Below are 13,859 nucleotides of genomic sequence, written 5' to 3' on the forward strand. Positions count from 1 at the left end.
CGGGGGGAACCCGGCAGTGCATCAGCCCCCAAGCAGGGAGCGAATCACCAGGTATCCGCCCATGGCCAGCAATCCCATCAGGAACACCTGACGAAAACGTGCCTCGGAGAGTCGTCGCCGGAGCTCGGCGCCCAGCCACATCCCAAGCCCTGCCGGCAGCAAGGCCAGGCAGGAGGCCTGCAACTGATCAATGGACAAGAGCTCTCGCTCCCCCAGCGCCAGCGCCAGACTGAGCGTGGACAGGCTGAACAGCATGCCCATGGCCTGCACCAGGGCATCTCTGGGCAGGCCGATGGACTGTAGGTAAGGGACGCCAGGAAAGACACTGGAGCCGGTCAGCCCGGTCAACAGACCGTTGCACGCACCCAGCCACCCCGCCTGGGTATGACTGCCGCGAAAGCGCAGCTGCCGGCCGCTCAAGTTCAGCACGGCGTAAAGGATCAGCAGACCGCCCAGCAGCAGCGATAGCCAGCGCGCATCGACACGGGAAAGGACCCATACCCCGGGCCAGACGCCAACGCAGGCCATCAGCAGGAACCCCCACAGGCGACGACACAGCAACAGCAGCTGCCCTCCCACCAATGCCTGCCACACATTGGTGATCACTGTCGGCACCAGCATCAGCGCCATGGCGTCAGGCAGCCCCAGCGTTACCGTCAGCAGCGCCAGCAACACCGTCGGCATGCCCATGCCGAGCACTCCCTTCACCAGCCCTGCCAGCACGAAGATCAGCGCCAGCAGGGCCAGCGACATGACGCCGCTGCTCAGCATGAGGGTGTCATGCTTCAGCTTCCCGCTTGGCTTCCCAGTCACCGGCCACTTGCTGCCCACGGCGCTGATTGACCCCGGCACACAGTATGATCGCGATGATAAAGAAGGCGGCACACAGCAGGATCGAGGCCTTGAGACCGACTGCAGCTTGCAGCAAGCCCAGGCCAACGATCCCGACGATACCCGCCAACTTGTTGGCCAGGCCCCAGAAACCGAAGAACTCCGCCGCCTTCTGGCGTGGTGAGAACAATCCCACCATCACGCGACTGGCCGACTGGCTTGAGCCCAGGCTGAGCCCGGCCAGGCAGCCGACGAACAGAAACAGCTGCTCCGCCTGCCAGTCGAGCCCCCAGGTGGCGTTCAGCCAGGCGGTCACCTCCGGGGTCGCCCAGATGGCCAGAATGGCCAGGACCCACAGCACCAGCGTCAGCAGGTACGTCACCAAGGTGCCGATGCGGTCTTGGATGAAGCCAAACCCCAGCGCTCCGGCGGCAGCCGTGATCTGCACAATGATGAACATCAGATTACGCGTGTTTTCCTGCCAACCGATCACCTGGGCGCCATAGATGAAGGCAAAGGCAATGATGATGTAGACCCCGGCCATGGAAAACAGTACCGATATCAGGAACAGTCCCAGATCACGAAAACTCTTGAGCTCATGAAAGGTCAGTGAGATGCGCTGCCAGGCAATCTGGCTGAACCGCTGACGCAGCGGTTGCGGCTCGGCCCGCTCCTTTAGCCACAGGAAAGTGGGAATGGCTGCCACCAGGAAGAACCCGGCGGCAAACGGGCCCACCCAGCGAATCCGCTCGAAGTTGTCCGCCGTCGCCTCGCCCAGTACCGCCAGGGTAAAGCCGGCCGCTACCAGTCCGCCGACATAGCCCAGTGCCCAGCCAAACCCTGAAATCGCCCCTAGCTTGTCCGACGGTCCAAGCCCGGGCAAGAACGCCGCGATAAAGGACTCCCCCATGGAATAGGCATAGTTGGACAGGATGATCAGCACGAAGCCCATCACCACATAGCCCGGTTCGACAAAGTAGAGCATCGCCGTCGTCGCTATGGTGGCCACGTAGCTGGCAAACAGAAAACGCTTCTTCTCGGCCCGGTAGTCCATCACCGCGCCACATAACGGCCCGGTCACGACGACCAGCACAAAGCTGAGCGCCAGCGCCAGGCTCCACAGCAGGTTGGCCAGTCGATAGCCATCCCCCCGATCACCAACGATCACCGTGGTAAAAAGCTCGCCGAAGACCACCGTGATGATCAGCAGGGTGTAGGCCTGGTTGGCGAAATCGAACATCGCCCAGCCGAAGATCTCTCGCCGACGCACTCGGTCAGTGGCGGCAGGAATAATGCTGCTCACGCTCATCGCGCCTTCCTGTTGGCAAAGGGGTTCAAGATAGCAGTCGGACACTGCCCGGGGCCACGGCGTTCATGCGCCTTGGGCAGCATGGCCTTCCACGGGAGCACGCACCTAGCGCGACGCCGGTCAGCCCTCGGCCTGTCAACGATCACTGAGCAGAGGGTTGACAACGACCGAGGGTGACAGAGCCTGAGAATGGTAGAGTATGGCGCACGACGTTGACACTCATGTGAGCTGAATGACTTCCATCGATCATCTGGCCAGTGCCGCCGCCCAGGGCTGGCATCAGCGGCTGGCTGGCCTGATTCAAGGCGCCGATCGCAGCGACCTGCCCCAGCAGCTGGATGCCACTCTGACCGAACTGGTGGCCATGGACGCACTCATTCTGCATGCCTACCAGGGACGTGGCAGGCCACAGGTGATTCACGACAACTACCCACCAGAGCGGCGCGAGCGGGACATCGAGCCCTACTTGAGCCGCATCTATCTGCTAGACCCGATGTTTCAGGCGATCGAGGCTGGCGTGGAAAGTGGCGCTCATCGACTGCGCGACCTGGCACCGGATCGTTTCGAAAGCAGCGAGTACTACCATCACTACTATCGCGGCCTGGGGCTGAGGGATGAAGTTGGCCTGTTTGCCCGGGTCAGTGACGACACCGTCATGGTGCTGTCGCTCGGTTTTCGCCTTCAGGCCCCAACGCTGACACGCCGCATGCTCCAGGCACTGCGCCACCTCACCCCGGTCATTGAAGCGTTGCTACGCCACTACTGGACCTGGCAGCGCTCCGCCGTCGAATCGACCGCACCGGACGACGAGCCGGTCGACCTGGCGTTCTCGAGCTTTGGTCAGGGCGTACTCACCCGGCGCGAGCAGGATATCGTGCGACTGCTGCTAGCGGGACACTCGGCCAAGTCTGCTGCGCGTCAACTCGGCATCAGTGACGGTACCGTCAAGGTCCACCGCAAGCACATCTATCAGCGACTGTCGGTGACCAGCCAGGCAGAGCTGTTCCGCGCCTTTCTCGATCACGTTGCTCTGATCTCCCGGCGCCAGCGGGAATAAGCCGGAGGTCAGAACCGGTAGGACAGGTACAGCTTGCCTTCCCAGATATCCAGGTCATCGTGACCCAGGCTTAAATACCCTGCACTGGCTTCCAGCAGCAGCGTATCGTCCAAGAACCAGCGTGCGCCCGTCCGCAGCGTCCCCATCAGGTCTGAAGGGTTCTCCCACTCGAGGTCATCGTTCAGATAACGCCCATCGTTGGGCTGCTCGAAGGCCCAGTTGATCCCAAGCTCAGCGTAGGGCATGACCAGGCCATCATCGCCAACACTGTAGATACGGCTGATTTCGCCACTGGCGGTGGCCAATCCGGTGCTGTATGAGTCCCCCGGAACGTCGACATCCACGGGAACTCCGAGGATATCCCCTTGCAGGTCGTAGTCGTCACTACGCTCGTGGGAGTAGAAAAGCGACAGCGTGGGACGCAGCAGAGCTTGTCCCCAGCGGTACTGGCCGTGTGCGTTGACTGCTCCGCCAAAGCTGCGGGTATCGTAGCTCCCCTCAAGGGTTGCCAGCTCGCTGTCGTTATCGCCCCACCGCCAGATGAGTGAAGCGTCCAGCGCCCACCGGTCAGACAGACGATAGGCGACATAGGGGGAGACGCTGAAGCCGTCGCTGTCGTTCTCCCAGGCGCCACCAAAGTTATCCGCATGGCTCGAGTCGACGCTGAAGCTGACGCCTGCCACGGCCTGATCCGACACCCACCGGTCAACGCCAACCGCTACCACCTGAGAGTCTCCGTCGAGATCCTGCCCATCGCGGTCATCCGAGATGTCGGTGTAGCGTGCATCGACCCAGGTATTCCAGGGGGATCCCGGCTCACCTTGACGCCCCTCGGTAATCGGCACCTGCTCAGCCAGAGTGGCTTCGAGCGCATTGCGTGTTCGTGCTTGAGCATGCTCGCGCAGCACATTCTCGGGGCAGGTCAGCACGGGCAGGCTGCCGTCTGGCAGTGGCTGTCCACCGAGTCTTGGATCATGACGGGGGTCGATGCACCAGTCTCGCGGCAGGGGAATATGGCCCGCCATCCATTGTGCGGCGTCCACCCTGCCGACGACCGTGCCTGGCAGCGGCTCAGGAGTGGGACGCCCTCCTGGTAACACACCGATGGGGGGCGATACTCCCTCCGGGAGATCGGGCGTGGGCCTGGTCGGCAGCGAAGGTGTGATGCCTTCGGGCCCCAGCTCGCCAATAGGCGGAACGACACCTCCAGGACGCCCCCTATCGGGAGGCAGCTGCCATTGCCCGAGAGCAGGACGCTCTGGCGTCACGCCGACGGGCGGGCGATCTGGAGTGGGCAGGGTGCCGATGGGAGGCGTCACACCATGGGGCGGCAGCGACGGCATGATTCCCGACGGTGGCAGCGTAGCGATAGGCGGCGTCACACCATGGGGCGGCAGCGACGGTGTGATTCCCGACGGCGGCAGCGTAGCGATAGGCGGTGTCACGCCACGGGGAGGCAAGGTGCCAATAGGCGGCGTCACGCCATGGGACGGCAGCGACGGCGTGATTCCCGACGGCGGCAGCGTGCCGATAGGCGGTGTCACGCCATGGGGCGGCAGCGTCGGTGTGACACCCGATGGTGGCAGCGTAGCGATAGGCGGCGTCACACCATGGGGCGGCAGCGATGGCGTGATTCCCGACGGTGGCAGCGTAGCGATAGGCGGCGTCACGCCACGGGGAGGCAAGGAGCCAATAGGCGGCGTCACACCATGGGGCGGCAGCGATGGCGTGATTCCCGACGGCGGCAGCGTGCCGATAGGCGGTGTCACTCCATGGGGCGGCAACGCCGGTGTGATTCCCGACGGCGGCAGCGTGCCAATAGGCGGTGTGACGCCATGGGGCGGCAGCGTCGGTGTGACACCCGATGGTGGCAGCGTAGCGATAGGCGGCGTCACACCATGGGGCGGCAGCGATGGCGTGATTCCCGACGGCGGCAGCGTGCCGATAGGCGGCGTAACGCCACGGGGAGGCAAGGAGCCAATAGGCGGCGTCACACCATGGGGCGGCAGCGACGGCGTGATTCCCGACGGCGGTAGCGTGCCGATAGGCGGTGTCACTCCCTCAGGCCGAGCAAAGTCAGGAAAGATCTTGCCGATCGGAGGTGTGATACCGGGCCGCTCTGGCAAAGGAATCTGTCCGGCAGGAGGCAGCGTGAAACCGCCCTTCTGATTCTGCGTGGCCAACTGGCAGTCCTTGTTGCCTCCCAGATCCAGCAGCTTGTGCACGCCACCATTGCCATTGGACACCACGGGCGACAGTGTCAGGTGCAGTCCGCCTGGATTCTTGCTCCATTCGTCGACCCGTTGTTTACCTTGGGCGGCTTCCAGCCCGAAGTCCCCTGCAGAGGTTCCAGAAAGCCAGACGGACCGCGAGTTGTCGTGGGTCACTCCGATGAACGCCAGGCCACCTGAGGCACCGCAGTTAGCGGCGAAGGCCGAGAGAGGGGCCCCCGATACAATGGCCACCGCAATGACCAAAAGACGATGTGCAGAGGGAACAGGTACGGGCATGGCGACATATCCAACAGCAAATCAACACCCGCAGCGGAGCCAGACTGTCGTCATCCTGCCGCTGCCATGTCAGTTCAGCGTAGCCTGTAGTGACATGACCACAAGACTACGCAGCAAAGGAGCTTTATATCATTGCGCACCTGTGCGGCTGATGTTTCTTTGCTGCGTATTGCGCTAGATCAAAGAAGCTTGCCGCCAGCTTTATACCCTCATGGGGATATGTCACCGACAGGGCGAGACTGGAGAGACTGATGGCCTGAACAAGGAGGCCACCAATGACAACAGCCCACTACCCCCTTTCCGCGCCAACGACTGCCCCTCTGGATGCAGCAACACTATGGCAACAGGACAAGGATCACTTCATCCATCCGTTCACCGACTTCAGCGTCTTCCACGAGAAGGGCTGTGAGCTGATCACGGACGCCGAGGGTATCTACGTCCAGGATGTCCATGGCAATCGTTTCATCGACGGCATCGCCGGACTGTGGTGCGTCAACGTTGGCCATGGACGTGCCGAGATCGGCCAGGCGATGGCGGACCAGGCCACCCGCATGGCCTATTTCTCGACCTTCAACAACCTGTCCAACGCGCCGGCTGCGCAACTGGCGGCGAAGCTGGCCGACCTGGCCCCCGACCATCTCAACCATGTGTTCTATACCTGCGGTGGGTCTACCGCCAATGACGCGACCATTCGCTTGGTTCACTACTATTTCAACCGTCTGGGCAAACCCTCTAAAAAGCGCATTCTTTCGCGGCGCAATGCCTACCACGGCACCACCTACCTGGCCGCAAGCCTGACAGGCATCGAGAGCAACAACTGGGAGTTCGACACCCTCGACCAGCTTGTCACCCACCTCAGCGAAGCCAACATGTATCGCCGCCCCGAAGGGATGAGTGAAGAAGCCTACTGCGATCATCTGGTGAACGAGCTGACCGCCACCATCGATGAGATCGGTGCCGACCAGATAGCCGCCTTCATCGCCGAGCCGATCATGGGGGCAGGCGGCGTGCTGGTCGCTCCTCGCGGCTACCACGCGCGAATGCAGCAGGTCTGTCGCGACCACGACATCCTCTACATCGCCGATGAGGTAGTGACGGGGTTTGGACGCCTCGGCCACGTCTTCGCCTCCGGCGAGGTCTTCGCTACCCAGCCCGATATCATCAACCTGGCCAAAGGACTGTCGTCCGGCTACGCGCCACTCGGCGCCACCTTGATCTCCGACCGCCTCTACGAAGTGCTCGGCACTCCTCAGGGCAAGGGCGGCGTCCTGAGCACAGGTTTCACCTATTCCGGTCACCCGGTGAGCTGTGCCGCAGCACTGAAGAACATCGAGATTCTCGAGCGCGAAGATCTCTGCGCCAACGTGCGTGAAGTCGGCCCCTACCTGGAACAGGCCCTGGCCTCGCTGGCCCACCACGATACCGTCGGCGATGTACGCGGCAGTCACTTCATGATGTGCATCGAAAACGTCGCCGACAAAGCCACCAAGGCCCTGTTCCCCGTCGAGGCGCGAGTGGGCGATCGCGTGGCCCACGAGGCCCAGAAGCGTGGCCTGATCATTCGCCCCGTGGGCCACCTGAACGTCATCTCTCCCCCCTTGATCTGGACCCGCGACACCGTCGACACAGCCGTGGAGATACTCGATCAAGCGCTGGCAGCCACCAGCGCATCGCTCAGGCAAGACGGCTACCTGTAGCCGAGGTGTTCCCTGCCAATGACTGGCAGGGAACAGCACATCACCTGAGTAGGCCGCCTCAGCGACACACCCTGTCGAGGACTCCCTTTGGTGGCGGCCACCGCTCCCTTCAATAACAACGCTCGCCTAAAGCGAAACAAGGAGCTTGCATGGACACCTACGGCGCATGGAGCCTGGTTCCGACCCTGGTGGTGCTGGTGACCGCCATCATCACCCGACGTACCATCGAATCCCTGCTGACTGGCTGCCTCGTCGGCCTGTTGATGATCGCCCCCAGCGAAGTCATTACGCGGGGCTCCGATATTCTGCTCGACGTGCTCGGTAACGACACCGTCACCTGGATCATTCTGGTCTGCGGGCTGTTTGGCAGCTTGATCGCCCTGCTGGTCAAGACCGGCGGCGTGCTCAGCTTCGGCGACGCCATGACCCGCCGCCTGCATAGCCGCCGGCAAAGTCTCCTCACCACCTGGGTGCTAGGCCTGGTGATCTTCGTCGACGACTACCTCAATGCACTGACCATCAGCGCCTCGATGAAGAAGATCACCGACCGTTTCGGCGTATCCCGTGAGAAGCTGGCCTACATCGTCGACTCCACCGCGGCGCCGGTGTGCATTCTGGTGCCTTTCTCGACCTGGGCGGTGTTCTTCGCGGGACTGCTGGAGGACAACGACGTCGCCAGCAACGGCATGTCGCTGTACATCTCTTCCATTCCGTACATGGCCTATGCCTGGGTCGCCGCCGCTATCGTGCCGCTGGTAGCGCTTGGCTGGCTGCCCGATATTGGTCCCATGAAGAAGGCCGAAGCGCGTGCCCGGGGCGGACAGCCCGTCCCCGATGGCGGGGAAGAGCATGCTCTGCAGATCGACACCAAGTACGATGGCAAGAGCCCTCACCTGCTTAACTTCCTGCTGCCGATCGCCAGCCTGATCGTCGCCACCTGGTACTTCGATATCGATATCCTGCGCGGCGTCATCGTGGCCCTGGCGGTCACCCTGGTGCTGATCGCCGTGCAGCGACTGCTGAGCTTCAACGACACCTTCGATACGGCGCTGGAGGGTTTCAAGGCGATGATCATGCCGCTGGGCACCCTGGTGGCAGGCTTCGCCCTGAAGGAAGTCAACGATGTGCTCGGCCTGACCGAGGTTGTCATCGCTGCCGTCGAACCGCTGATGACCGCCGGTCTGCTGCCTGCCGTGGTGTTCGTCACCATGGCCTTCCTGGCCTTTGCCACCGGCTCGTTCTGGGGACTGTTTGCAGTCGCGATGCCCATCGTCCTGCCGCTCGCCATGAGCATGGACGCCAACATGCCGCTGGTGGTTGGCGCACTGATCTCGGCCAGCGCCTTCGGCAGCCACGCCTGCTTCTATGGCGATTCCACCGTCCTCTCGGCCCAGGGTAGCGGCTGCAGCCCGATGGCCCACGCCCTGACCCAAATTCCCTATGTCCTGATCGCGGCGGCACTCGCCACCGGCGTCTTTCTGATCCTTGGTCTGCTGTGAGTCCTGCCATGCACCCTACACACTGCCCTTCCTCTGTCGCACCGTCCGCCGCTACGCCCGCCGCACAGGGCTATGTCATGCCGGCGGAATTCGCCCCCCACGATGCGTGCTGGATGCTCTGGCCCCAGCGTCCCGACACCTGGCGCCTCGGCGCGAAACCCGCCCAGCAAGCCTTCGTCGCTGTCGCCAGTGCCATTGCCGAAAGCGAGACCGTCTACGTCGGGGTCAACGACGATCAGTATGAAAATGCCAGGCACCAGTTGCCGGCCCACGTCCGTGTTGTCGAACTTTCCAGCAACGATGCCTGGATGCGAGACGTCGGCCCGACCTTCCTGGTGCATCCGGACAAGGGCCTAGCTCTGGTCGACTGGGAATTCAACGCCTGGGGCGGCCTCAAGGATGGGCTCTACTTCCCCTGGGACAAGGACCGCAGGATTCGGCCCAAGATAGCGGAGATGCTGGGCATTCCCTGCTTTGATGTGGAGGTGGTGCTGGAAGGCGGCGCCATTCATGTCGACGGCGAAGGCACCCTGATCACCACCGAAGAGTGCCTGCTGAACCCCAATCGCAACCCCGGCATGGATCGCGCCACCATGGAGCGCCGGCTCCAGGATAGCCTGGGTATCCAGAAGGTCATCTGGCTGCCCAGGGGCTGCTATCTCGATGAAACCGATGGCCACGTCGACAACCTGTGCTGCTTTGTTGGCCCGGCCGAAGTTGCCTTGACCTGGTGTGACGACGACACCGATCCCGAGTACGCCATCTGCCGGGAAGCCCGAGCGGTGCTCGAGGCCAGTACCGATGCCAAGGGCAGAGCCATCACTGTGCACCCCTTGCCACAGCCTGGCCCGCTGACCATCGCAGAGGATGAGGCCAGCGGCATTGATCGACTGGCCAGCTCCCACCCACGTCGCCCCGGCGACAGGATGGCGGCGTCCTACGTCAACTTCTACATCGGCAACCGTGTCGTGGTCATGCCCCAGCTCGATCCGCGCCATGACGCCACCGTCATGGACATCCTGGCGCGCCTGTTCCCGGACCGCCGTGTGGTTGGCGTGCCCGCTCGCGAGATATTGCTGGGCGGCGGAAACATTCACTGCATCACCCAGCAACAGCCACGGCCCTGAGTGTCTCGCTCACCACGGAAAGCGTCTCCTTTAGGAGACAGCCAGCGCTGAATCAAGGGCTTGTGCTCCAACGCCAAGATCCATAGGCTCGAAAAGGCACATAACAGCAAAGGAGAAACATCATGAGGAAGGGTTCCATCAAGACACTCTCCAGCCTGCTGCTGGCTGCTTTCATGACCCTGGGCCTGGCCGCCTGCGGCACCGGCACTGGCGAGCGTGCCGCTAGCGGTGCCGGTGTTGGCGCTGCCGTGGGCGCTGGCGCTGCCGCCGCCACCGGCGGAGACGTGGCCGAGGGCGCTGTCATTGGCGGCGGCGTTGGCGCTGCTGCGGGTGCTGCCACCGACGAGGACGATATCGACCTCGACAACTGATCCCGATGGATCAGACAGCATCCGAGCCGTTGTCGGACGACAGCACCAAGACGCCGTCGCGCTTAACCGCCGACGGCGTCTTGCTGTGTCTGGCATGTCGATCCGTCGTGTCGCCGGGGCATGTCAACCTGACCCGTTCGACACGACGCCTCCGTCTCGCCGATCACTTTGGCGCAATTTGGAGACATTTCGTTCAAATTTGTTCCACTTGCGCACAGTTAACCCACCGGCCTAAGGTATGAGCAACTCCGATACCAATGAGGAACTCGGCATGAAACGACTGACACTGAGCTGTCTGATGGCTGCCACACTGGCGCTGGGTCTAGCGGCGTGCGGAACCGGCACGGGTGAGCGAGCCCTGAGCGGCGCTGGCGTTGGCGCCGCGGTCGGCGCAGGTGCTGCCGCCATCACCGGTGGCGATGTCGGCAAGGGCGCGGTTATCGGGGGCGGCGTTGGCGCTGCCACCGGAGCGGCGACCGACTCGAATGACATCGACCTGAGCCGCTGATCAGACCGCCGCCGCAACACCGGCGGATGCTCTGAAACGCCACTAGCGACACACCCTGCCGCCCACGCCGAGATGAAAATGATCGGCGTGGGCGGCATTGTAATCGGGCCCCAGAACGGTACCGAACACCGTGCAAGCGTGCTCTCCTGCCTCCTCGAGGAATCGCCCCGGTGCCCCCTCACCCCAGTCGTTGAGCAGACTTATCCTGCGACCCTCCGTGGTGATGAAGGCCCCGACATCCAACGCCTCTGCGGTAGCGTGCTGGCTACGCCGGCCGGTCGCCCGTCCGTAGATATTGCGGCAGGCGAAGCTGCCCATATGCTCGATGCGGGCGATGCCGGTGCCCAACTGGCGGCTCGCTGCCTCGCTTAGCCCACGTTCATACATCGCCCACGCAACCGCCAGCGGGCAACGGGTCATGACTGGCGGCTGAACGGCGACATCACCGCCTTGCATGCGCACCAGGTTGGTAAGCGAACAGTCGCCGACGGTGGCATCTTCCATCGCAGAGAAGCGCTGAGCGGGGTCACTGGCCAACACGCTGCGACACGCCTCGGGATCATCGCCCAGGCGGGACAGCTTGTAGCGAAACCAGGGGCCAGGAGAAGCGTCCAAGGAAATGGGAGCCCAGGGATTGTAGCGGTCAGGGATGACGATAATGCCCTTGTCCAGCGCAATGCCAAGCACCAGCAGCATCACCAGCAGCCATTGGATCATTCCCCCTCCCTGGCGCTTGAGCTCATTGGCGGCGGTCTGAAGTGCCGCCTACGGCTCCACCAACAACGACATTGCCAACGCCACGAGTCCCACAGCCACTGCCGTCAGCACCGCTACGGTGACGACACGATCCAGCCAGCGATCAAAACTGGTCCAGGTGAATGACAGGCGTCTGCGACGAGACGATGCCCTGCGGCGGGTGGCGCCGCGGGCAGGTGGAGAATTCATGGCCGAGATCCTTCCGACGATACCTTGAGCTTACGTGCTGGCGGCCTCCCTGACCACCAAAGCATCCAGAATACCGCAATTGCCTAATAAAAGGAGGCGACCGGCGCTAGGCGCCACCGCCATGGCGCCGTCGGATGATGGCCTGTGGACAGCCGGGGGCGCTTCGGAAGCGGCCCCCGCTGCCGGCGGGTCTCGGCTAGTGATTGATGCGCCGGTTGACGACGTTAGGTGCCCGGCGCAAGCGCTCCTCTTCCGCCATGTTGCCGGCTTCGAAGGGATCGGCGCCGACGGGTGTCTCGCCATGCTGGCGATAGAGTTGGGACAGCATGTTGCGACGATCCGTCTGCAATTCCTTGACCAGCACGAACATCATGCCGAAGAGAATGAACGAAAACGGCAGCGCCGCCAGCACCGAGGCGGACTGCAGCCCTTTGAGGCCCCCCGCCACAATCAGGGTGAGGCATATGGCAGCGATCAGCAGCCCCCAGCACACTCGCTTGTAGAGCGGAGGGGCGATGGAACCGTTATCGGTCATCTGAGCCACGATGAATGACGCAGAATCCGCAGAGGTGACAAGAAAGATAAAGATCAGCAGCATCGCCACCACCGACAGCAGCGTCGAGAAGGGCATCAGGTCGAACATCTCGAACAGGGCCACGGTGATATTGCTCTGTGTCGCCGCCGCCAGTCCGGCATCTCCCCCCAGCTCCATATGCAGGGCGGCGCCACCGAAGACGCCGATCCACAGACAGGCCAGCAACGGCGGAACGACGAGCACGCCAAGCACATACTCGCGAATGGTGCGTCCGCGCGAGACACGAGCGACAAAGGTGCCGACAAAGGGCGACCAGGCAATGACCCAGGCCCAGTAGAAGATGGTCCACTGCGACGCCCAGGGATCGTCATTGTAGGGCGACATGGTCAGGCTCATGCCAATGAAGTTCTGAAGATAGTCGCCCAGCCCCAGCGTAATGGTCTCGAGAATCTTCACCGTCGGCCCGGTGAAGAGCACGTACAGCATCATGGCGATGCACAAGGCCATGTTGAGATTGGACAAGCGCTTGATGCCCTTGTCGAGGCCGGACCAGGTCGATGCCATGTACGCCAGGAACATGACCGACAAAATGATCGCCTGCCACCAACCGTTCTCCGGTAGACCGAACACAGCGTTGAGACCGCCATTCATCTGCAGCACGCCCAGGCCCAGCGACGTCGCGACCCCCATCACGGTGGCCACGACCGCAAAGATATCCAGCCAGTCGGTGTAGGGGCGGATGGCAGGTCGCTTGGCCGTCATCGAGGACAGCACTGACGACACCAGCCCGGCCTGATCCTTGCGGAACTGGAAGTAGGCGATGATCAACCCCACCAGCGAAAAGGCCGCCCACTGGTGAACTCCCCAGTTGAAGTAGCTCATCTGAATGGCATAGCGCGCGGCCTCCACGCTTTCCGCCTCGACCGCACCATAGGGGGGTACGGCAAAGTGGGTCATGGGCTCGGCCATGCCATAGAACACCAGCCCGACACCAAAGCCTGCCGCCAGCAGCATGCTGATCCACGAGAAGGTGTCATAGGTCGGCGTACTGTCCTGAGGACCCAGGCGTACCTTGCCGTACTTGCTCACCGCCAGGCCGATCAGAAAGATCACAAAGGCGAACACTGCCAGCAGATAAAACCAGCCAAAGTAGTGGGTCACCTTGCCAAGCGCGGCATTGGCGGCGTCGCCAAAGGCCTCGGGGAAGCTGGCGCCAACGGCCACCAGGGCGATGATGATGAGGGCAGACAGACGGAAGACGCGATCCTTGCCAGCGAGCGGTAGACGCTCCTGTATCGTTCGACCGTTCATGGACACTCCTTGCCAAACGGCGGTCATGAGAATCAGGGCGTAGCACCCTAACAAAAGTCGGACTGTCCATCACGGTAGGTGAATATTCGTTTGAGCACAAAAAAGCCGGTGCCCCAAGGCACCGGCATGGCTATCGATAGCGGCATCAATAGCGAACGT

At 62.7% G+C, this 13,859-nt stretch carries 13 protein-coding genes; 7 read left to right on the forward strand and 6 right to left on the reverse strand.

From position 1 onward, the window contains the following. Window positions 1-21: 21 nt before the first annotated feature. Window positions 22-771: a sulfite exporter TauE/SafE family protein gene (locus JF545_RS09930; protein WP_206941706.1), complete on the reverse strand. Its 750-nt coding sequence runs from the start codon at window positions 769-771 to the stop codon at window positions 22-24. Between the two features lie 7 nt (window positions 772-778). Further along, window positions 779-2,140, reverse strand: a complete 1,362-nt coding sequence (locus JF545_RS09935) for an MFS transporter (RefSeq protein ID WP_242520765.1) — start codon at window positions 2,138-2,140, stop codon at window positions 779-781. A gap of 232 nt (window positions 2,141-2,372) precedes the next feature. Between JF545_RS09935 and JF545_RS09940 the strand changes: the two genes are divergently transcribed. Then, a complete protein-coding gene (locus JF545_RS09940; RefSeq protein ID WP_206941708.1) occupies window positions 2,373-3,197 on the forward strand; it encodes a helix-turn-helix transcriptional regulator in 825 nt (274 codons plus the stop codon). An 8-nt stretch (window positions 3,198-3,205) separates the two neighbouring features. On the opposite strand, the gene JF545_RS09945 is transcribed toward JF545_RS09940, so the two are convergent. Beyond that, window positions 3,206-4,540, reverse strand: coding sequence for an autotransporter outer membrane beta-barrel domain-containing protein (locus JF545_RS09945; RefSeq protein ID WP_206941710.1), 1,335 nt, complete (start codon window positions 4,538-4,540; stop codon window positions 3,206-3,208). Here JF545_RS09945 and JF545_RS09950 point away from each other — a divergent pair. The 6 genes from JF545_RS09950 to JF545_RS09975 all read left to right on the forward strand — a co-directional run bounded on the left by JF545_RS09950 (window position 4,497) and on the right by JF545_RS09975 (window position 10,909). Beyond that, window positions 4,497-5,366, forward strand: coding sequence for a hypothetical protein (locus tag JF545_RS09950; protein ID WP_206941712.1), 870 nt, complete (start codon window positions 4,497-4,499; stop codon window positions 5,364-5,366). The two genes, JF545_RS09945 and JF545_RS09950, sit on opposite strands and share 44 nt — an antisense overlap. Window positions 5,367-5,982: 616 nt before the next feature. Beyond that, window positions 5,983-7,404, forward strand: coding sequence for an aminotransferase (locus tag JF545_RS09955; RefSeq protein ID WP_206941714.1), 1,422 nt, complete (start codon window positions 5,983-5,985; stop codon window positions 7,402-7,404). Window positions 7,405-7,553: 149 nt separating this feature from the next. Beyond that, window positions 7,554-8,903 carry a Na+/H+ antiporter NhaC family protein gene (locus JF545_RS09960; protein ID WP_206941716.1) on the forward strand — a complete coding sequence of 450 codons (1,350 nt, stop codon included), beginning with the start codon at window positions 7,554-7,556 and terminating at the stop codon, window positions 8,901-8,903. An 8-nt stretch (window positions 8,904-8,911) separates the two neighbouring features. Next, complete coding sequence (gene aguA, locus JF545_RS09965; protein WP_206941719.1) at window positions 8,912-10,030, forward strand: agmatine deiminase; 1,119 nt, start codon at window positions 8,912-8,914, stop codon at window positions 10,028-10,030. Between the two features lie 122 nt (window positions 10,031-10,152). After that, complete coding sequence (locus JF545_RS09970; RefSeq protein WP_206941721.1) at window positions 10,153-10,401, forward strand: hypothetical protein; 249 nt, start codon at window positions 10,153-10,155, stop codon at window positions 10,399-10,401. 271 nt (window positions 10,402-10,672) lie between these two features. Then, window positions 10,673-10,909, forward strand: a complete 237-nt coding sequence (locus JF545_RS09975) for a hypothetical protein (RefSeq protein ID WP_206941722.1) — start codon at window positions 10,673-10,675, stop codon at window positions 10,907-10,909. A gap of 42 nt (window positions 10,910-10,951) precedes the next feature. Here JF545_RS09975 and JF545_RS09980 read toward each other — a convergent pair whose 3' ends face one another. The 3 genes from JF545_RS09980 to JF545_RS09990 form a co-directional block, all read right to left on the reverse strand. Next, window positions 10,952-11,626: an extensin family protein gene (locus tag JF545_RS09980; protein WP_206941724.1), complete on the reverse strand. Its 675-nt coding sequence runs from the start codon at window positions 11,624-11,626 to the stop codon at window positions 10,952-10,954. A gap of 48 nt (window positions 11,627-11,674) precedes the next feature. Continuing rightward, entirely contained in the window at window positions 11,675-11,854 is a 180-nt protein-coding gene (locus JF545_RS09985; protein WP_206941839.1) for a hypothetical protein, read from the reverse strand. 196 nt (window positions 11,855-12,050) lie between these two features. Beyond that, the gene (locus tag JF545_RS09990) at window positions 12,051-13,700 is read right to left on the reverse strand and encodes a BCCT family transporter (protein ID WP_206941726.1); all 1,650 of its coding nucleotides are present in this window, start codon (window positions 13,698-13,700) and stop codon (window positions 12,051-12,053) included. Between the last annotated feature and the right edge of the window lie 159 nt (window positions 13,701-13,859).

This window comes from Halomonas litopenaei, assembly GCF_017303055.1.
Taxonomy (GTDB): domain Bacteria; phylum Pseudomonadota; class Gammaproteobacteria; order Pseudomonadales; family Halomonadaceae; genus Halomonas; species Halomonas litopenaei_A.